We start from the raw sequence: 16727 nt of genomic DNA, 5'->3' as shown, positions 1-16727 counted from the left end.
CACATAGTGGCGATAAAGGGAATCGGAGGCATTCACCTGGCGTGCGACGCGGCCAATGAAGAGGCCGTTGCCGAGCTGAGGAAGAGAACCTTCAGACCACAGAAGCCCTTCGCAATAATGGCCGACAGCCTTGAGACCGTCAAGAGTTTCGCCTATGTGAGTAAAGAGGAGGAAGAGGAACTCACAAGTTATAGGAGGCCGATAATAACGCTCCGCAGGAGAGAACCCTTCCCCCTGCCCGAGAACCTCGCACCGGGCCTTCACACGATTGGCGTCATGCTCCCCTACGCGGGAACGCACTACATACTATTCCACTGGAGCAGGAGTAAGGTCTACGTGATGACCTCGGCCAATTATCCCGGAATGCCCATGGTCAAGGACAACGAGAGGGCATTTGAAGAACTCAGGGAAATGGCAGACTACCTCCTCCTGCACAACAGGGAGATACTAAACCGCGCTGATGACAGCGTTGTTCGCTTCGTTGACGGGAGGAGGGCGGTGATAAGGAGAAGCAGAGGTTTCGTGCCGCTGCCGATAGAGATCCCCTTCGACTACCGCGGCTTGGCCGTTGGAGCGGAGCTTATGAACGCCTTCGGCGTTGCAAAGAACGGGAAAGTCTACCCGAGCCAGTACATAGGCAACACCGGAAAGCTCGAGGTTCTGGAGTTCATGAGGAAAGCCATAGAGCACTTCAAGAGAATTCTCCGCGTTAAAGACTTCGATTTAATCATAGCCGACCTCCATCCAGCTTATAACACGACGAAATTGGCGATGGAGCTTGCCAGCGAGATGGGTGTTGAGCTTCTCCAGGTTCAGCACCACTACTCGCATATAGCGAGCGTTTTGGCGGAGAAAAACCTCGAATCCGCCGTTGGGATAGCCCTCGACGGAGTCGGCTACGGAACCGACGGGAACGTCTGGGGCGGTGAGGTTCTCTACCTGAGCTACGAGGACGTTGAGAGGTTAGCCCATATAGACTACTACCCGCTTCCCGGCGGTGATTTGGCGAGCTATTACCCGCTGAGGGCATTGATAGGAATTCTCAGCAGGGTTTATCCCGTCGAGGAACTCGAGGGGGTCATCAGGAAATGCTGTCCAAAGGCCGTTGAAAGCCTCAAGTACGGGAAGGTCGAGTTCAGCGTTATCCTCAACCAGCTCGCCAAGGGGGTGAACACTGCCTACGCATCCTCGACGGGAAGGGTTCTCGATGCATTAGCCGTCCTGCTCAACGTCGCCTACAGGAGGCACTACGAGGGCGAGCCAGCGATGAAGCTGGAGAGCTTTGCGATGAAGGGCAAGAACGACCTGAAGTTCGAAATTCCGGTTGATGAAGACCTGATAAAGATTGAAGGGCTGTTCGCTGGGGCGCTTGAGGTCATGGATGGGGCATCGCCGGCGGACATAGCGTATTCGGCTCATCTGACACTCGCGAGGGCCTTTGCAGAAACTGCCGTAGAGAAAGCGAGGGAGTTCGGCGTTAAGGATGTTGCAGTAAGCGGTGGAGTTTCCTACAACGGGCTTATCGTGAAGACAATAAGGAAGGTCGTCGAAGCCTCCGGATTGAGGTTCCAAGTTACGACGGAAGTTCCGCGCGGGGACAACGGAATAAACGTCGGCCAGGCCTTCCTCGGTGGCCTCTACATTGAGGGCTATCTCAGTAAGGAGGACCTGATAATGTAAGGTTTAAACGCCGAAGTTGTACCGGAGGAAGAACGATGCCCGTCATTCCGAAGGACGAACTCCTCGAAATCCTGAGGGAGGTAAAGGGAAGCTGAAGGAGATACTCGGAGATGATCTAGTCGAGGTTATCCTCTTCGGTTCCTACGCAAGGGGCGAGGCCAGCGAGGGGAGCGACGTTGACGTTATGCTGGTAACCAGGAGACATTTGAGCCTTGAGGAGCGTGACGGACTGAATGAGATCACCGGAAAGTACGTGCTTGAGAAGGGCATCGTTATTTCCCTCATCGTCTATCCGCTGAATTCCAGAATGGAACACGACCCGCTGATTCAAAGGGTTTATGCGGAGGGGATAAAGGTATGAGCAGATACGGGGACATAATAAAAAAGGCCGAGGAGAGCCTTGAAGCAGCCAAAGCCCTGCTGGAAAAGGGTTTCTATGGTTTTGTACTCTCAAGAGCTTACTACACCATGTTCTACTGTGCCGAGGCAATTCTGCTCACAAAGGGCATAAGTGCCTCCAAGATATCACCGAGGAGGAAGCGAGCGAGAACATAAGGCGTGCCCGGGAGTTTTTGGACTTTACCCTTGGTTACCTTCGCGAAAAGGGCCTTTGGAGGGTTGAAGATGGGAGAAAAAATAAAGCTCGAACACGGAGCCGGTGGAGAAATAATGGAGGAGCTTTTGAGGGACGTGATACTCAAAACGCTGACCCTCAAGAGCGCCGGTGGAATCGGACTTGATGCACTGGACGACGGGGCGACGATACCCTTTGGCGATAAGCACATCGTCTTCACCATAGACGGCCATACGGTAAAGCCCCTCTTCTTCCCGGGAGGGGACATCGGGCGCTTGGCGGTCAGCGGGACGGTGAACGACCTGGCCGTCATGGGGGCGGAGCCGCTCGCGTTAGCCAACTCGATGATAATTGGAGAAGGTTTCGATATGGAAGTCCTTGAGAGGGTTCTCCGCTCGATGGATGAAACGGCTAAAGAAGTCCCCGTCCCGATAGTCACTGGAGACACAAAGGTCGTTGAAGAGCCCATAGAGATGTTCGTAATAACCGCCGCAATTGGCATAGCCGAGAGGCCAATAAGCGACGCCGGAGCTAAGGCTGGCGATATAGTTTTGGTCAGCGGGACGATAGGAGACCACGGGATAGCGCTGATGAGCCACCGCGAGGGCATAGCCTTTGAGACCGAGCTGAAGAGCGACGTCGCGCCTATATGGGACGTCGTTAAAGCCGTCGCCGATGAAATAGGCTGGGAGAACATCCACGCCATGAAGGACCCAACGAGGGCCGGTTTGAGCAACGCGCTCAACGAGATTGCCCGTAAGAGCAACGTCGGAATCCTCGTTAAGGAGAGCGACATCCCGATAAGGCCCGAGGTAAGGGCCGCGAGCGAGATGCTCGGCATAAGTCCCTACGATGTTGCCAATGAGGGCAAGGTAGTGATGGTGGTAGCGAGGGAGTACGCGGAGGATGCACTGGAAGCGATGAAGAAAACCGAAAAGGGGAAAAACGCCGCGATAATCGGCGAGGTAATAGAGGAGTACAGAGGGAAGGTCATCCTTGAGACGGGAATCGGCGGGAAGCGCTTTATGGAGCCTCCCGAAGGCGACCCAGTGCCGAGGATATGCTGACTTTTCCCTTTCTTTTGGCTAATAGGGAGAAGTAAAAGAAAAGCCATTCAGCGCATCTCGAAGCCTTCAAGTGCTTTCTTCACCTCCTCAACGCTAGCCTCGTCCTCAAGCGTTGAGAGGTCGCCGAGGCTCTTTCCGCTTGCGAGTGCTTTGAGAACACGGCGCATTATCTTCCCGCTCCTCGTCTTCGGCAGTTTGTTGACGAAGAAGACCTCGGCGGGAGCCGCTATCGGTCCGAGGGTTTCCCTGACGTAGTCTATCAGCTCCTTCTTCAGCCTCTCGGTCGGGGCGTAATCGGCCTTGAGTATTACGAAGGCAACCGGCACTTCACCCTTTATCTCGTCGGGCCTGCCCATTACTGCCGCTTCCGCTACCGCAGGGTGAAGAACTAAAACATGCTCTATCTCTGCCGTTCCGATCCTGTGGCCGGAGACGTTGAGAACCTCGTCTGCCCTGCCGAATATCCAGAAGTAGCCCTCATCGTCCTTCATCGCGTAGTCGGCAGGATAGTAAATCCAGACTCCTTCATCAGGTTTGCTGAAGCGCTGCCAGTAGGTCCTTATGTAGCGCTCGTCGTCCCCCCAGATTCCGAGGAGCATCCCGGGCCATGGCTTCTTTATCACGAGGTAGCCACGCTCGTTAGGCTTTGCCGGTGTTCCATCGGCTTTGAAAACGTCAGCATCAACTCCAAGCCCCGGGAATGTTGCGGATCCGGGCTTGAGCGGGGGCAGCTGTATTCCCGCCGAGGGGTAGATCATGTAGCCGCCCGTCTCCGTCTGCCACCAGGTGTCTATGACTGGACAGCGCTTTCCTCCGACGACTTCGTAGTACCACTTCCAAGCGCCGGGGTTGATCGGCTCTCCGACGGAACCGAGGAGACGGAGACTTGAGAGGTCATGCTTCTTCACCCACTCATCTCCATAGCGCATGAGCATCCTTATCGCCGTCGGCGCGGTGTAGAATATCGTAACCCCGTGCTTCTCGATTATCTCCCAGGGCCTGTCGGGCCTCGGATAGTTGAGCGCGCCCTCGTACATCATCACCGTCAGGCCGAGCGTCAGCGGGCCATAGACGAGATAGCTGTGCCCCGTAATCCAGCCGACATCGGCGGTGTTCCAGAAGAGGTCGTCCTCCCGTATTCCCCAGGCCCACTGCATCGTCTTTGCAACGTAAACGAGGTAGCCACCGGTGGAGTGGATTATGCCCTTCGGCGTTCCGGTCGTTCCGCTCGTGTAGAGGATGAACAGCGGGTGGTTGCTCTCGACCGGAACGGGTTCAACGTACTTCTCGGCCCCCTCAAGGAGGTTGTGCCAGTAGTAGTCCCTTCCCTCTACCATGTTGACGCCGTTTTCTTCCCTCCTAAGAACGACAACACTTTCAACGCTGGGCGTCTCAACGAGGGCCTTGTCAACAATCTCCTTGAGATTCAGCTTCTTTCCGCGCCTGTAGAGGTAGTCCGCTGTAATTACCACCTTGGCTTTTGCGTCGTTTATCCTCGTGGCTAAGGCCTCCGCCGAAAATCCGGAGAAGACGACGCTGTGGATAGCCCCGATCCTCGCGCTGGCGAGCATCGCTATGACGACCTCGGGAACGAGGGGCATGTAGATTATTATTCTATCGCCCTTGCCAACTCCGAGGTTTTTCAGCGCGGATGCAAAGCGGTTAACCTCGCGGTAAAGCTCGTAGTAAGTTAGGGTTCTCGTTTCTCCTTTTTCGCTCTCCCAGATTATTGCCGCCCTGTTCCTCTTTCCGGCCTTTATGTGCCTGTCCAGGGCGTTGTAGCTCGCGTTCAGCTCCCCTCCAACGAACCAGCGGAAGAACGGGGCATTTGAGTCGTCGAGAACTTTCTCCCACGTCTTGAACCAGTCCACCACCTTAGCCTGCTCCGCCCAGAACTCCTCAAGGTTCTCGATGGACTTCCTGTGCTCCTCCCGAAAGGCCTGCAGGGGAATGTAGCGCTCCTTTAAAAATCCTTCGCCAACCTGCATGGCAACCACCCGATTTTTCGGGAAAGACGTTGGATTCCCTTAAAATTTTTTCGGCTATTGTCAAAATGATAATCGTCGATTGACTAACTCCCTCCTGCTGCGTGGTCGCGGACAGGGGAGGTTGAAAAAGGGGCAACAGTCCGGGAAAAGGCCGTTCTACAGCCGGTCTCGGGAGGGGGCAGGTAATAATTCGGTTTGGTCTCCGGAATGTGTGCAAAAGAGCAGACATGGGAGAGACGTTTGGCCAATATACAAAAGCCAGGTGCACTTCCCGGGGTTCCCAACCAAGGGTTCAAAAAAGCCGTATAAACGCCCCCGCGAAGATAAAAACGGTGGTAGGGATGATTGTCTCAAAGCCCTGCGTCACAATGAAGGGCATCGTCATAAGCGGCTACTCCTGGGAGAGGCCGGTGAAGGTGAACCTGAGGAAAACCGCGGAATGCCTTAAGGTGAGAGGTCATGCAGTCAAAAAGCTCATCCCCGGCATGATGCTCATCGTTGAGATTGAAAACTACGAGGTGAGCGTCTATCCGAGCGGGAAGATAATAATCAAACTTCTCGACGACGCGAAGAAGGGGGCGGAGCTGGCGAGGGCCGTTTACGACTGCGCCGGGATTCTGGAGGTGGTATCGTGAGGATTCCGGAAGACGTTAGGAGGGACATCCCGCTCACGAGCGAGGTCATCTACTTCGACAACACGGCAACTTCGCTCACGCCGAAGCCCGTAATCGAGGCCATGGACGAGTATTATCTCAGATACCGCGCCAACGTCCACCGAGGTGTTCACAGGCTCTCCCAGATGGCGACGCACAAATACGAGGAGAGCAGGAAGGTTGTTGCTGACTTCATCAACGCGAGGTTCGAGGAGGTGGTTTTTACCAAGAACACGAGCGAAAGCCTAAACCTGGTTGCCCTTGGGATGGAGGACATCTTCAGACCTGGGGACAGGATAGTGACGACCCCCTACGAGCACCACTCGGATCTGCTCCCCTGGCAGAGGCTGGCAGGGAAAAAGGGCCTGAGGCTGGAGTTCATAGAAGGGGATGACGGGGGCAACCTGGATTTAAGCGACGCCGAGAGGAAGATAAGGGGGGCAAAATTGGTGGCGGTTCAGCACGTCTCCAATGCACTCGGCGTTATCCATGAGGTCGAGGAGCTCGGCAAAATGGCCGAGGAGGAAGGGGCAATCTTCGTTGTTGACGCGGCCCAAAGCGCCGGCCACATGGAAGTTGACGTGAGGAAACTGGAGGCGGACTTTTTAGCGTTTTCAGGTCACAAGGGGCCGATGGGGCCCACCGGGATAGGGGTGCTCTACATTAACGAGGAGTTCTTTGAGGTTTTTGAACCGCCCTTGATCGGCGGGGGAACGATTGAGGACGTTGACCTTGACGGTTACATGCCTGCCGAGCCTCCGGAGCGCTTCGAGGCGGGAACGCCGAACATCGGCGGGGCGATAGGTTTGGCGGCTGGAATACGCTATATCCAGAAGATAGGGCTCGATAGGATCGAGAGCCAGGAGAGAAAGCTCGTGAAGCGTATCACCGAAGGTCTTGACGAGCTCGAAGTCCCGTGGTACGGGCCGAGGGACCTTAAGAAGCACGCCGGAGTTGTGAGCTTCAACGTTCCACCGCTCCATCCCCACGACGTTGCGGCGATACTGGATGAGAGAAACATCATGGTGAGGAGCGGCCACCACTGCGCCCTGCCGGTTATAAAAAAGCTCGGGATAAACGGCACCGTCAGGGCTTCGGTCCACGTCTACAACAGCGTTGAGGAGGTCGAGATATTTTTGGGAGTGATGGAAGATCTCCTGAGAAACCTCGAATGAAAACGGAAGAAAAGAGGAAATCACTCCTCCGGCTTCGGGAGGGTGACGTCGACACCGAGGAGCTTCCACATGGCCTTGATCTGCTCGCGCATCTCGTCTATCGCTTCCGGCCTCTTGAAGAGGTGCTTGAACCTGCCCTGCAACTTAAGGTACTCCTCGATGGGCTTCTTGAACTCGATGGCAACAACTTTACCGCCCTCGCGCTTGACCTTGGCGCCTCCTCCCGGGGACTGTATCTTGATGTTGAAGAAGTCGCCGTTCTCGATCTCGAAGAGCGGCCAGACGCCGGTCTCGATGGCGAGTCTGGCTATCTCAACGCCCTTCTCGAGCGGGCTCTTCCATCCGGTCGGGCAGGTACAGTGGACCTGCACGAATGCCGGACCCTCAAGCTTAGCGGCCTTCTTCATCTTCTTGACGAAGTCGAAGGGGTTGCCTATGCTCGCCGTTGCCACGTAGGGTATCTGGTGAGCTGCAGCGATGAGGGCAACCCACTTCTTGGGCTTGTCCTCACCGATGGAGTACTTACCGGGCGGGCTTGTGGTTGTCCAGGCTCCGTAGGGGGTCGAGCTTGAACGCTGGATTCCGGTGTTCATGTAGGCCTCGTTGTCGTACATCAAATAGACCACGTTGTGCCTTCTCTCAAGCATTCCGGAGAGGGCCTGAAGGCCGATATCAGCGGTACCACCGTCACCGCCTATAGCTAATATCTTGCCCTTCTGTCCCTTCTTCTTCCAGGCAGCTTCAACACCGCTCGCAACCGCGGCCGCGTTCTCAAAGGCCACGTGAACCCACGGAGCCTTCCAGGCGGTGTACGGGAATACCGCGGAAACGACCTCCATACATCCGGTGGCCTGGGCTATGGCGAATGCGTTTGGATCACCGAACTTCTCCTCCATGGCCTCGCTGAAGGCCTTGGTTGCTAATTTGAGAGCGGTGGCACAGCCACAGCCGGCACAGGCGGCGTGTCCAGGCGCCCAGTACTCGCGAGTGGTAATCGGGGGTTTCCTCACGGCCATCTTCCTCACCTCACAGTATCTCCTTCCTAAGGCCTATCCAGTTGACCTCATCAAACTCCTCTCCAGCGAGGGCCTTCTGTGCTATGGCCAAAGCCTCGTCGAGGTCCTTGAAGGTAACGTCCCTGCCACCGAGGCCGAGGATGAAGTCCACTATGATTGGCCTCTCCTTTTCGTTGATCAAAGCCCTGCTGAAGTCCTGGAAGAGGGCTCCGCCGACGCTGAAGGTGACGTTCTTCTCGAGCAAAGCGAGAACTTTCGCCTTCTTCGCCAGCTCTCTAACTTCTTCAACCGGGAACGGCCTGTAGACGGTGAGCTTAGCGGCTCCAGCTTTAATGCCCTTCTCCCTGAGGTGGTCAACGTACTCCTTGACGGTTCCTGCTAAGGAACCCATGGTGACGAAGATTATCTCAGCATCGTCAGTTCTGTACTCCTCTATCTTCTGGTACTTCCTGCCAAAGCGCTTCTCAAACTCCGCGAAGACCTCGTCAATGACCTTCTTGGCGTTCTCGTTGGCCTCCCAGAGGGTGTAGCGGGCCTCCATGTAGTGGGCCGGGAACGCTAAGGTACCCTGGGTTATCGGTCTAGCCGGGTCTAGGTAGGCGTGCTTCGGCTCGTACTCGCCAAGGAACTCGTCAACTACCTCCTGGTCGGGTATCTCAACCGGCTCAACCGTGTGGGTCAGGATGAACGCATCAAAGCCGACCATGGCCGGAAGGAGAACGCGCTCGTCCTCGGCAACCTTGAAGGCTATGAGTATCAAATCGAGTGCTTCCTGGTTGTTCTCGGCGTAGAACTGAAGCCATCCGGTGTCGCGCTGGCTTATGCTGTCCTGCCAGTCGTTCCAGATGTTGATCGGGGCGGAGAGGGCACGGTTTCCGACGGCGACGACTATCGGAAGGCGCATTCCCGCGGCTATGAAGAGGACCTCGTGCATCAGAGCCAGACCCTGGGAAGCGGTAGCGGTGAAGGTTCTAACACCGGCCGCTGAGGCACCGACGCAGGCTGAGATCGCTGAGTGCTCGCTCTCAACCTTGATGAACTCCGCATCGAGCTCGCCGTTCGCTACGAACTCGCTTATCTTCTCCGGGATGAGGGTCGAGGGCGTAATCGGGAAAGCCGCTATTACCTTCGGCCTTGCGAGCCTAGCGGCCCAGGCGGCCGCCTCGTTGGCCTTCATTACGGTTCTTATCGGCATTTTCACCACCTCACTTGCTCTCCCTAACCATAACTATGGCATCAACTGGGCACTCGTTGGCGCAGATTCCACATCCCTTACAGTAGTCGTAGTCAAAGACCGGGTAGTTCTCTTCATCCAGGTATATAGCGGGCTCCGGGCAGTAGATGTAGCAGAGGTAGCAGCGGACGCACTTGTCCCTGTTGAAATCGGGCATGAAAACCCTCCAGGAACCGGTCTTGTTGACGACACTGCTTCCGGGTATGTAAACGATCGCCCCCGGTGTCATCTTTTCGCTGTACTCCTTCTGAACCCTCTCAATATCGGCCTTAAACGGACTCTCAGCCATTCTTATCACCTCGGGTGAGTTATCAGCGGGAAACTTAAACTTTGCGTGGACAAAAATGGAAAGGTCAGCCAAAGACCTCGGCGAGCTTCTTGAGCTTCTCCCACTGGCGGTTGACCCACTCCTGGAGGATCTGGACGTCCTCCTTCGTCATGTACTTAAAGCGACCCTGTAGTTTGAGGAACTCCTCTATCGGCTTCGGCTCCTTCTTCGGGTTGGGCATGTTTATCTTATACTTGCCGTTCTCGTACTCGAAGAGCGGGAAGTAAGCCGTCTGAACCGCCAAGCGGGCTATCTCGATGCTCTTGTCGGTTGGTGAGCGCCATCCGGTCGGGCACGGCGCGAAGAGCTGGATGAAACTCGGTCCCGGAATATTCCGAGCCTTCTTGAGCTTCCTGATGAAGTCCTCCGGATAGGCAACACTTGCCGTTGCTGCGTAAGGAATCTCGTGGGCTATGACGATGTCGATGACCTTCTTCTTGTGCCTCTTCTCTAAGAAGTGCCTCTTTCCTCCCGGTGTGTTGGTGGTCCAGGCACCGTAGGGGGTAGAACCGCTCCTCTGGATTCCGGTGTTCATGTAAGCCTCGTTGTCGTACATGATGTAGACCGCGTCATGTCCCCTCTCAAGGAAACCGCTCAGGGCCTGAAGGCCTATGTCGGCGGTTCCACCGTCGCCGGCCCAGCCGACGACCATGACTCCATCTTCTCCCTTGACCTTGTAGCCCATGGCCTTCAGAGCCGCTTCAATTCCGCTTATAACCGCTCCGGTTGTTGCAAAAGCGGTGTGGAACAGGGGAACGTCCAGGGTTGAGTATGGCCAGGCACCGGCTATGATGGTCGAACAGCAGGCGGGGATGGTCACTATCGTCTTCCTGCCGTAGGCCTTGAGGACGTAGCGGAGGCCGAGTGAGGCACCGCAGCCCTGACAGGCCGTGTGTCCGGCGTAGAAGTACTCCTCCGCGGGAAGGGTAAGCCTCTTCTTAACGCTCTCTGGAATCTCCATCTTTCTCACCTCTTAAGGTGGTACCACTCCACCTCTTCATCAAGCTCGCCCCTCTCGATGAGGCCCTTCATGTCCTCCGCTATCTTCCTGACGTCGTTGAGGGTAAAGTCCCTTCCACCAAGTCCGACGATGTAATTCTTCATGAGCGGCCTCGCGCTGGTGTTGTAGAGCGCGCCCTTGGCCTCGGTAAACAGTATACCCTCCTGGCCGAAGGAGAAGTTCCTGTCCACGACGGCTATGCCGTCGACCTTTTTGGCCAGCTCGTAGAGTTCTTCCTTCGGGAACGGCCTGAACCAGCGGACCTTGGCGGCTCCTACTTTGTAGCCCTCGTCCCTGAGGCGGTCAACGGCTTCCTTGACGGTTCCCATCAGGGAGCCCATGCCGAGGAATATGAAGTCCGCATCGTCCGTGCGGTACTTCTCTATCATGTCGCTGTAATCCCGTCCAAAGCGCTCGCCAAACTCTTTACCAACGTCCTTGATGATCTTTTTGGCCTCCTCGTGGGCTTTAGCTAACTTGTAGCGGAACTCGTAGTAGTCGTCGGGAGTCGCGAGGGCGCCTATGGCCTTCGGGTTGTCGAAGTCGGTGAGGGTGTAGAGGGGCTTCCTAGGTGGGAGGAATTCATCAACCAGCTCCTGCGGGATCATCTCGACGACGTCGTAGGTGTGGCTCAGAATGAAGGCGCTCTCGATGACCATTATCGGGACGTTAACCTGCTCGGCTATCTTAAACGCCATCAGGACGCCGTCGTAAACCTCCTGGTTGTTCTCGGCATAGAACTGCATCCAGCCCGTGTCCCTCTGCGCCAGACTGTCCGTCTGATCGTCCCAGACGCTCCACGGCGGAGCAAGGGCCCTGTTGACCTCGACCATGACTATGGGCAATCTCGCACCGCTCGCCCAGTGGAGCATCTCGTGCATCAGAGCAAGGCCCTGGGAGGCGGTAGCTGTAAAGGCCCTCGCGCCCGTGGCGGAGGCTCCGATGGTGGCGGCCATGGCGGAGTGCTCGCTCTCAACCGGGACGTACTGGATATCCGCTTCCCCGTTGGCTATGAACTCGGCTATCTTCTCAATGATGCTCGTCTGGGGCGTGATAGGATAGGCGGCAACCACCTGGACCCGGGCGTGTTTAACCGCGTAAGCGGCCGCGTAGTTGCCGCTCACGACCTTCCGAATGGGTTTGTACTCGGCCATATCACTTCTCCTCCTTCTCCATTGTTATAGCATTCGTCGGGCACTCGTTGGCACAGATGCCGCAGCCCTTACAGTAGTCGTAGTCTATGGCCACGTAGCCGTCTTCCTTTATGTAGATGGCAGGCTCAGGACAGAACTTCCAGCAGATGTAGCACTTAACGCACTTGTCCTCGTTCACTATGGGTATGAAAGTTCTCCAGGAACCGGTGAAGTTGCTGAGGGTAGTTCCAAGGCTGATCGGGGCCTCCGGATACTCGTCCACACTCCTGAGGACGATCTTGGTGGCCCGCTCCTTTTTTTCACCAAACAGCGTGTTCAACTTCATCACCCCGGGATGAGGAAGTAAGTGAAAGAAGATCAGAGCTCGTAAACGACGGTCCTGTTGAAGGCCTCTTCGGCGGCCCTGGCGTTCTTCTCGCCCAGCGCTCCCGAGAAGGTTTCCTTGATGGCCTCCTGGATGTAGCGCAGTTCAACTATCCCGGTGGCCTTGGCGACGGCACCGAGGATGGCAGTATTGGTGATCGGAAGGCCAAGGATCTCGAGCGCTATCGTCGTTGCGTCGACGAGGGCGAGCTTCTTGGGTTTCTTCTTGAGCTTCTCGAGAACCTCCTCCTTGCTCTTCTCCGTGTTGACTATAACCGTCCCATCGTCCTTGAGGCCCGCTGTAACGTCAACGGTGTCGAGAAGGCTCGGGTCGAGGACGACGACTATGTCCGGCTCGTAGATCTGGGTCTTTATCCTGATGGGCTTGTCGTCTATCCTCGTAAAGGCCGTAACCGGCGCTCCACGCCTCTCAACACCAAAGAAGGGAAACGCCTGGACGTACTTGCCCTGTTTGAAGGCCGCAGAGGCTAGTATGTTGGCGGCAGTAACTGCACCCTGTCCACCCCTTCCGTGAAAACGAATCTCGATCATCTTCCCGCCTCCTTGGGTTTTTCAGACTTTATTCGTCCAGTGCATTTATTTAAGTTTCGGTATTAACTTAAGGTCCCTTCGGCAGGTGTCTTTGGGTAGGGCTGGACGTTATCAGCCCCCACTGGCTGGAAGAGGGCATCGTTTCCCGAAAAAACTTCGTCCGCTAAATTTTTAAACGCCGGGCTATACGCGGGTATATAGACTATATACCGGTGATCGAAATGGATGGACTCGCGCTGGCGGCGATATCGGTGGCATTTTACATCGCGTGGAACATAGGCTCGAATGATTCCGCCAATGCGATGGGAACGGCCGTCGGCGCGGGTATACTGAGCTTCCGCCAGGCAACGCTTACGATAGCCATCTTCGTGCTCCTTGGAGCTTACCTGAAGGGTTATAAGGTTATGAAGACCGTTGGCGAGGGCATTGTGCCCGAGGGCTATCTCACGATGGAGATGGCGATCATAGCGCTTCTGGCGGCCGGTGTCTGGGTGACGATAGCGACCGTGAAGGGCCTTCCCGTCTCAACCACCCAGGCCATAGTGGGTGGTGTCATAGGCGTCGGTCTCGCAACGAGCGCTCCGGTCAACTGGTTTACCCTCGGAAAGATAGCCGCCGCCTGGGTGGTTTCCCCCATCCTCTCAGGGATACTCGCCATGGTCCTCTACCGGTTCTACTCCTGGGTCGTATCGAGGATGAAGAGCGTCTCGACGATAGAGGCCCTCTACAAGGCCCTAGCAATACTCGGCGGTTCCTACATGGCCTTCAACTTCGGAACGAACGAGGTTGCGAACGCCTCGGGGCCGCTCGTTGGGGCTGGCTTTATGGAGCCAAAGGTGGCCGGGATCTTCGGGGCGATAGCCCTCTCCGTTGGTGCCCTTACCTTTAGCTATGCCGTTATGCACACCGTTGGGAAGAAAATAACCGCCCTCGGGCCGATTTCGGCCTTCGCTGCCCAGTTCGGCTCAGCCATAGCGGTGAGCCTGGCCAACTTCTTCGGCCTCCCGGTGAGCTCGAGCCAGTCCATAGTCGGTGGTGTTGTCGGCGTCGGCCTTCTAGCGGGCGAGGGCGTGGAGAAGTCCGTGATAAGGGATATAGTCTTTGGATGGGTTGCCACGCCCCTAACGGCCATCATCATAGCGCTGGCCATCTTCAAGGCCTTCGCCCTGGTCGGACTGGTTTAGTCTCTTTATCCCGACTCCGAGTCTCGTCAGTTCCTTTATCATCCCCGTCTGGACGTACGCTTCCACCCTCGTCCTCTCGCCGTACTCCACGCTGAGAACCTCTCCTATGGCGTTTATCAGCGCCATAACCTGGGGAACTTTCTCCGGCTCGTCAACGGTTATCTCGAAGGGGGCGTACTTTGGGAGGGTCAGTATGACCTCCTCCAGGGCATCGTAGAGCCCATCGAGCTGGCCGAGCTTGGCAGATATCGAGACGACACGGGAAACGGTCACACCGCGCTCCTCGATTATTCTCTCGATTCTTTCCGCCTTATCCTTCACGTCCTCCTCGCCCGTCAGGTCAACCTTGTTGAGCACAACCACCATCGGTTTGTCAAGGGCCTTCAGCTCCCTGAGGACGTTTAGCGATGCCAGGAACTTCCTCCTTATCTCTCCCCAGGGTTCGCTGACATCGAGAACGAGAAGGATTACGTCTGCCTTCACTATCTCCTCGAGCGTCGAGTGGAAGGCCTCGACGATAAAGGGTGGCAGGCCGTCTATGAAACCAACCGTATCGGTGACGAGCACCCTCTTCCCGGAGAGCCTGAAGCGCCTCGTGGTGGTATCCAAAGTCGTGAACATCTGGTCCCTCGCCTCTATATCCTCTCCAGCCAAGGCGTTCAGGAGTGTTGACTTCCCCGCGTTGGTGTAGCCCGCCAAAGCGAGGAGCACGAAACCTACTTCCTCCCTCCTCTTCCTCTTGACTTCCCTGTCGGCCCTGATCCTTTCGAGTTCCTTCCTTATCTTTCCCATCCGGTAGCGGATATGCTTGAGGTACTGCCTCGTCTGATACTCACCCATTCCCTTGAAGCCGGCTCTATCGCCGAGCTTTATCCTCCTTATGGCCTCCTTAACGAGCGGAACCTCGTACTGGAGTGAAGCCAGCTCCACCTGGAGTTTGGCCTCCCTGGAGTGGGCACGCTTCTCGAATATCTCCAGGACAAGCTGCCACCGATCAATTACCTCAACCCTGAGCTCCTTCCAGAGGTTGTAGGCCTGGCTCGGGGAGAGCCGGTTGGCGAAGACCACCTTATCCGGTCCGAGCTCCTCGACGAGTTCCTTCAGCTCCTCAAGCTTCCCCTTCCCTATGTTGTACTTTGGGTGCTCCTCGCGGTTCTGCTCCATTATCGCCAGAACTTCGTAACCCGCGCTCTTCAGGAGCTCCTCAAACTCCTCCCGGCTCACCCTCTCGCGCCTTGATCTCCTTATGACGCCTATCGCCCTCATCGGTTTCACTTTTTTCCGGGGGTTTATAGCCTTTTGGAACGGCCGGTTTTCAACCGGAGGTTTTGGATAGGGCTTTAAGCTCCACGGAGAAAGTGGAAACGGTGATGATCTTGGAAAAGGGAGACGTTGAAGTCAAACTCCTTGAGATTGAGGAGCTTCTTGAGAAGCTTGGGAGGGAGCACCCGAAGGAGATATCAGCCTTCTCGCGCTTTCTGAGGGAGACCCTCGATAACAGAGCCCTGACAACGCGCGAGAAGGAGCTAATCGCTTTAGCCCTCGGAATTGCCCAGGGATGCGAATGGTGTATTTACCTCCATACCCAGAAGGCCCTGGAGGCGGGAGCGAAGCAGGAGGAACTGATCGAGGCTGGCCTCGTCGCGGTGCTCATGGCCGGTGGTCCTGCTTTGATGCACCTCATACCGCTCACCAGGGCCATTGAGGCTTTCCAGAAAAGAGGGAGGAGGTAGTTACCATTCATTCTTCCGTCAGCCTGAGGATGGCCTCCGCCAGATCCCCCTTGGCCTCGATGAGGGCCTTTCTCGCGGTGTCGTAGTCCACCCCGGCCTGCTCCATCACGAGCCTTATGTCCTCCTCCGAAATGTTGACTACCGGCCTGACCTCCTCACTTCCCGGAACGATCTGGTAGCTCTTCTCACCCTGTGCGGTTATCACGGTAACCACCGGGTCCCTGAGGATTATCTCCCTGTTCTCAAGCCGTATGATAACCTCCCTGACGCCATCGAGCTCCTCCATCCTGATGCCCATCTGGCGCATGAGCTTCTTCATCTGCCTGGGGTTCATTCCCATCATCTTTTATCACCCGGGGAGAATTGGGAGGGGATCTTAAAAAGGTTGGGAGGATAAAGCTTTAGTCCTCCAACGTATAGTCTCCATCGGTGCTCGTGGTGCCCTTTCCCCAGACCGTCCCAACCGACCGTCAGATAGCGTTGGGCATTCTCGGAGCGGGGCTATGCTGCTCGTTTTCTGGGTGCTTTTCACATACCTGGAGCAATACGCCGAGAGGAAGGAAAAGGAGCTGGAAAAAAGCTTGAGGAGCTCGAGGAGGGTGGTGAGGTCTATTGGAAGCATCACAAAATTATTTATTTCCAAAACCTTATTCCTTATTCCTTACCATGACGGTGGAAGTTGCAAGGCTTGATGATAATGGCAGACTCTACCTTCCCACCAGCATCAGGAAGAAGCTCCGCTCCAGAGAGTTTTACATCGAAGAGCACGAGGGGAAGTTAATCCTGATTCCCGTGAGGGAGAAGTTAATGAAGTATAGAGGCATCTTCAAGGGTGAGAGCCTGACCGCCGAGGAGATGGACAGGATCGTTGAGGAGGAAACCGAAAAGCTCCTGCGGGATGAACTTTGAGGGTTTACGTTGATACCAACGTCATTTACTATCATTTAACTGACAACCCAGAGTTCGCGGATAGGGCCACAGAGCTTTTGGAAGAATACTATGGCATGATGATTACCTCGGCACTAA

At 55.9% G+C, this 16727-nt stretch carries 21 protein-coding genes; 11 read left to right on the top strand and 10 right to left on the bottom strand.

All coding sequences use genetic code 11. The features are described from left to right. The 4 genes from hypF to hypE all read left to right on the top strand — a co-directional run. The coding region (gene hypF, locus MV985_RS07430) for a carbamoyltransferase HypF (RefSeq protein WP_297464889.1) at positions 1–1680 on the top strand (1680 nt) is incomplete at its 5' end. 16 nt (positions 1681–1696) lie between these two features. Next, on the top strand, positions 1697–2041 hold the full coding sequence (locus tag MV985_RS07425; protein ID WP_297464886.1) for a nucleotidyltransferase domain-containing protein: 345 nt from the start codon (positions 1697–1699) through the stop codon (positions 2039–2041). After that, positions 2038–2235, top strand: a complete 198-nt coding sequence (locus MV985_RS07420) for a HEPN domain-containing protein (RefSeq protein WP_297464883.1) — start codon at positions 2038–2040, stop codon at positions 2233–2235. The genes MV985_RS07425 and MV985_RS07420 overlap by 4 nt, the downstream gene beginning before the upstream one ends. Before the next feature lie 69 nt (positions 2236–2304). Continuing rightward, on the top strand, positions 2305–3321 hold the full coding sequence (hypE, locus tag MV985_RS07415) for a hydrogenase expression/formation protein HypE (RefSeq protein ID WP_297464881.1): 1017 nt from the start codon (positions 2305–2307) through the stop codon (positions 3319–3321). 47 nt (positions 3322–3368) lie between these two features. Here the strand turns inward: hypE and acs are convergent, their stop codons facing one another. Beyond that, the gene (gene acs / locus MV985_RS07410; RefSeq protein WP_297464879.1) at positions 3369–5309 is read right to left on the bottom strand and encodes an acetate--CoA ligase; all 1941 of its coding nucleotides are present in this window, start codon (positions 5307–5309) and stop codon (positions 3369–3371) included. A 341-nt stretch (positions 5310–5650) separates the two neighbouring features. On the opposite strand from acs, the gene MV985_RS07405 reads away from it, so the two are divergent. Together MV985_RS07405 and MV985_RS07400 are read left to right on the top strand one after the other, a co-directional pair. After that, positions 5651–5944: a hypothetical protein gene (locus MV985_RS07405; RefSeq protein WP_297464897.1), complete on the top strand. Its 294-nt coding sequence runs from the start codon at positions 5651–5653 to the stop codon at positions 5942–5944. After that, the gene (locus MV985_RS07400) at positions 5941–7137 is read left to right on the top strand and encodes a cysteine desulfurase (protein ID WP_297464878.1); all 1197 of its coding nucleotides are present in this window, start codon (positions 5941–5943) and stop codon (positions 7135–7137) included. The genes MV985_RS07405 and MV985_RS07400 overlap by 4 nt, the downstream gene beginning before the upstream one ends. A 20-nt stretch (positions 7138–7157) precedes the next feature. On the opposite strand, the gene porB is transcribed toward MV985_RS07400, so the two are convergent. The 7 genes from porB to MV985_RS07365 all read right to left on the bottom strand — a co-directional run bounded on the left by porB (position 7158) and on the right by MV985_RS07365 (position 12784). Next, positions 7158–8153 (bottom strand): pyruvate synthase subunit PorB, encoded by a 996-nt coding sequence (gene porB, locus MV985_RS07395; RefSeq protein WP_297464876.1) that lies wholly within the window; start codon positions 8151–8153, stop codon positions 7158–7160. A gap of 10 nt (positions 8154–8163) precedes the next feature. Then, entirely contained in the window at positions 8164–9348 is a 1185-nt protein-coding gene (gene porA, locus MV985_RS07390; protein ID WP_297464873.1) for a pyruvate synthase subunit PorA, read from the bottom strand. A gap of 10 nt (positions 9349–9358) precedes the next feature. After that, positions 9359–9676, bottom strand: a complete 318-nt coding sequence (porD, locus tag MV985_RS07385; protein WP_297464895.1) for a pyruvate synthase subunit PorD — start codon at positions 9674–9676, stop codon at positions 9359–9361. Between the two features lie 64 nt (positions 9677–9740). Continuing rightward, complete coding sequence (locus MV985_RS07380) at positions 9741–10676, bottom strand: 3-methyl-2-oxobutanoate dehydrogenase subunit beta (RefSeq protein ID WP_297464872.1); 936 nt, start codon at positions 10674–10676, stop codon at positions 9741–9743. A gap of 5 nt (positions 10677–10681) precedes the next feature. Beyond that, positions 10682–11869: a transketolase C-terminal domain-containing protein gene (locus tag MV985_RS07375; protein WP_297464870.1), complete on the bottom strand. Its 1188-nt coding sequence runs from the start codon at positions 11867–11869 to the stop codon at positions 10682–10684. A 1-nt stretch (position 11870) separates the two neighbouring features. Next, positions 11871–12188: a 3-methyl-2-oxobutanoate dehydrogenase subunit delta gene (locus tag MV985_RS07370; RefSeq protein ID WP_297464893.1), complete on the bottom strand. Its 318-nt coding sequence runs from the start codon at positions 12186–12188 to the stop codon at positions 11871–11873. Between the two features lie 38 nt (positions 12189–12226). Continuing rightward, a complete protein-coding gene (locus MV985_RS07365) occupies positions 12227–12784 on the bottom strand; it encodes a pyruvate/ketoisovalerate ferredoxin oxidoreductase subunit gamma (protein ID WP_297464868.1) in 558 nt (185 codons plus the stop codon). 221 nt (positions 12785–13005) lie between these two features. On the opposite strand from MV985_RS07365, the gene MV985_RS07360 reads away from it, so the two are divergent. Further along, on the top strand, positions 13006–13968 hold the full coding sequence (locus MV985_RS07360) for an inorganic phosphate transporter (RefSeq protein ID WP_297464867.1): 963 nt from the start codon (positions 13006–13008) through the stop codon (positions 13966–13968). On the opposite strand, the gene hflX is transcribed toward MV985_RS07360, so the two are convergent. Then, positions 13906–15234: a GTPase HflX gene (gene hflX, locus MV985_RS07355; protein ID WP_297464865.1), complete on the bottom strand. Its 1329-nt coding sequence runs from the start codon at positions 15232–15234 to the stop codon at positions 13906–13908. The genes MV985_RS07360 and hflX overlap by 63 nt on opposite strands. Positions 15235–15338: 104 nt before the next feature. On the opposite strand from hflX, the gene MV985_RS07350 reads away from it, so the two are divergent. Further along, on the top strand, positions 15339–15701 hold the full coding sequence (locus MV985_RS07350; protein WP_297464891.1) for a carboxymuconolactone decarboxylase family protein: 363 nt from the start codon (positions 15339–15341) through the stop codon (positions 15699–15701). 7 nt (positions 15702–15708) lie between these two features. Here the strand turns inward: MV985_RS07350 and MV985_RS07345 are convergent, their stop codons facing one another. Continuing rightward, a complete protein-coding gene (locus MV985_RS07345) occupies positions 15709–16044 on the bottom strand; it encodes a nascent polypeptide-associated complex protein (RefSeq protein ID WP_297464862.1) in 336 nt (111 codons plus the stop codon). Positions 16045–16204: 160 nt separating this feature from the next. Here MV985_RS07345 and MV985_RS07340 point away from each other — a divergent pair, with 160 nt between their 5' ends. The 3 genes from MV985_RS07340 to MV985_RS10160 all read left to right on the top strand — a co-directional run. Further along, positions 16205–16393, top strand: a complete 189-nt coding sequence (locus MV985_RS07340) for a hypothetical protein (protein ID WP_297464859.1) — start codon at positions 16205–16207, stop codon at positions 16391–16393. Then, positions 16368–16610 carry a transcriptional regulator gene (locus MV985_RS07335; RefSeq protein WP_297464857.1) on the top strand — a complete coding sequence of 81 codons (243 nt, stop codon included), beginning with the start codon at positions 16368–16370 and terminating at the stop codon, positions 16608–16610. Before MV985_RS07340 ends, MV985_RS07335 begins: the two co-directional genes overlap by 26 nt. Further along, a partial coding sequence (locus MV985_RS10160) for a PIN domain-containing protein (protein ID WP_366085325.1) occupies positions 16607–16727 on the top strand: 121 nt, incomplete at its 3' end. The genes MV985_RS07335 and MV985_RS10160, both read left to right, overlap by 4 nt.

The sequence above is a fragment of the Thermococcus sp. genome (assembly GCF_027012695.1).
GTDB lineage: Archaea > Methanobacteriota_B > Thermococci > Thermococcales > Thermococcaceae > Thermococcus.
Note: the sequence above shows the minus strand (reverse complement) of the source record. Positions and strands in the feature narration are given on the sequence as shown.

What these genes read in the sequence shown, in the direction of transcription:
- MV985_RS07420 (WP_297464883.1), top strand. Translation starts at nt 2,038, where the DNA reads ATGAGCAGATACGGGGACATAATAAAAAAGGCCGAGGAGAGCCTTGAA.
- hypE (WP_297464881.1), top strand. Translation starts at nt 2,305, where the DNA reads ATGGGAGAAAAAATAAAGCTCGAACACGGAGCCGGTGGAGAAATAATG.
- acs (WP_297464879.1), bottom strand. Translation starts at nt 5,309, where the DNA reads ATGCAGGTTGGCGAAGGATTTTTAAAGGAGCGCTACATTCCCCTGCAG.
- MV985_RS07405 (WP_297464897.1), top strand. Translation starts at nt 5,651, where the DNA reads ATGATTGTCTCAAAGCCCTGCGTCACAATGAAGGGCATCGTCATAAGC.
- porB (WP_297464876.1), bottom strand. Translation starts at nt 8,153, where the DNA reads ATGGCCGTGAGGAAACCCCCGATTACCACTCGCGAGTACTGGGCGCCT.
- porA (WP_297464873.1), bottom strand. Translation starts at nt 9,348, where the DNA reads ATGCCGATAAGAACCGTAATGAAGGCCAACGAGGCGGCCGCCTGGGCC.
- porD (WP_297464895.1), bottom strand. Translation starts at nt 9,676, where the DNA reads ATGGCTGAGAGTCCGTTTAAGGCCGATATTGAGAGGGTTCAGAAGGAG.
- MV985_RS07380 (WP_297464872.1), bottom strand. Translation starts at nt 10,676, where the DNA reads ATGGAGATTCCAGAGAGCGTTAAGAAGAGGCTTACCCTTCCCGCGGAG.
- MV985_RS07375 (WP_297464870.1), bottom strand. Translation starts at nt 11,869, where the DNA reads ATGGCCGAGTACAAACCCATTCGGAAGGTCGTGAGCGGCAACTACGCG.
- MV985_RS07365 (WP_297464868.1), bottom strand. Translation starts at nt 12,784, where the DNA reads ATGATCGAGATTCGTTTTCACGGAAGGGGTGGACAGGGTGCAGTTACT.
- MV985_RS07360 (WP_297464867.1), top strand. Translation starts at nt 13,006, where the DNA reads ATGGATGGACTCGCGCTGGCGGCGATATCGGTGGCATTTTACATCGCG.
- hflX (WP_297464865.1), bottom strand. Translation starts at nt 15,234, where the DNA reads ATGAGGGCGATAGGCGTCATAAGGAGATCAAGGCGCGAGAGGGTGAGC.
- MV985_RS07350 (WP_297464891.1), top strand. Translation starts at nt 15,339, where the DNA reads ATGATCTTGGAAAAGGGAGACGTTGAAGTCAAACTCCTTGAGATTGAG.
- MV985_RS07345 (WP_297464862.1), bottom strand. Translation starts at nt 16,044, where the DNA reads ATGATGGGAATGAACCCCAGGCAGATGAAGAAGCTCATGCGCCAGATG.
- MV985_RS07340 (WP_297464859.1), top strand. Translation starts at nt 16,205, where the DNA reads ATGCTGCTCGTTTTCTGGGTGCTTTTCACATACCTGGAGCAATACGCC.
- MV985_RS07335 (WP_297464857.1), top strand. Translation starts at nt 16,368, where the DNA reads ATGACGGTGGAAGTTGCAAGGCTTGATGATAATGGCAGACTCTACCTT.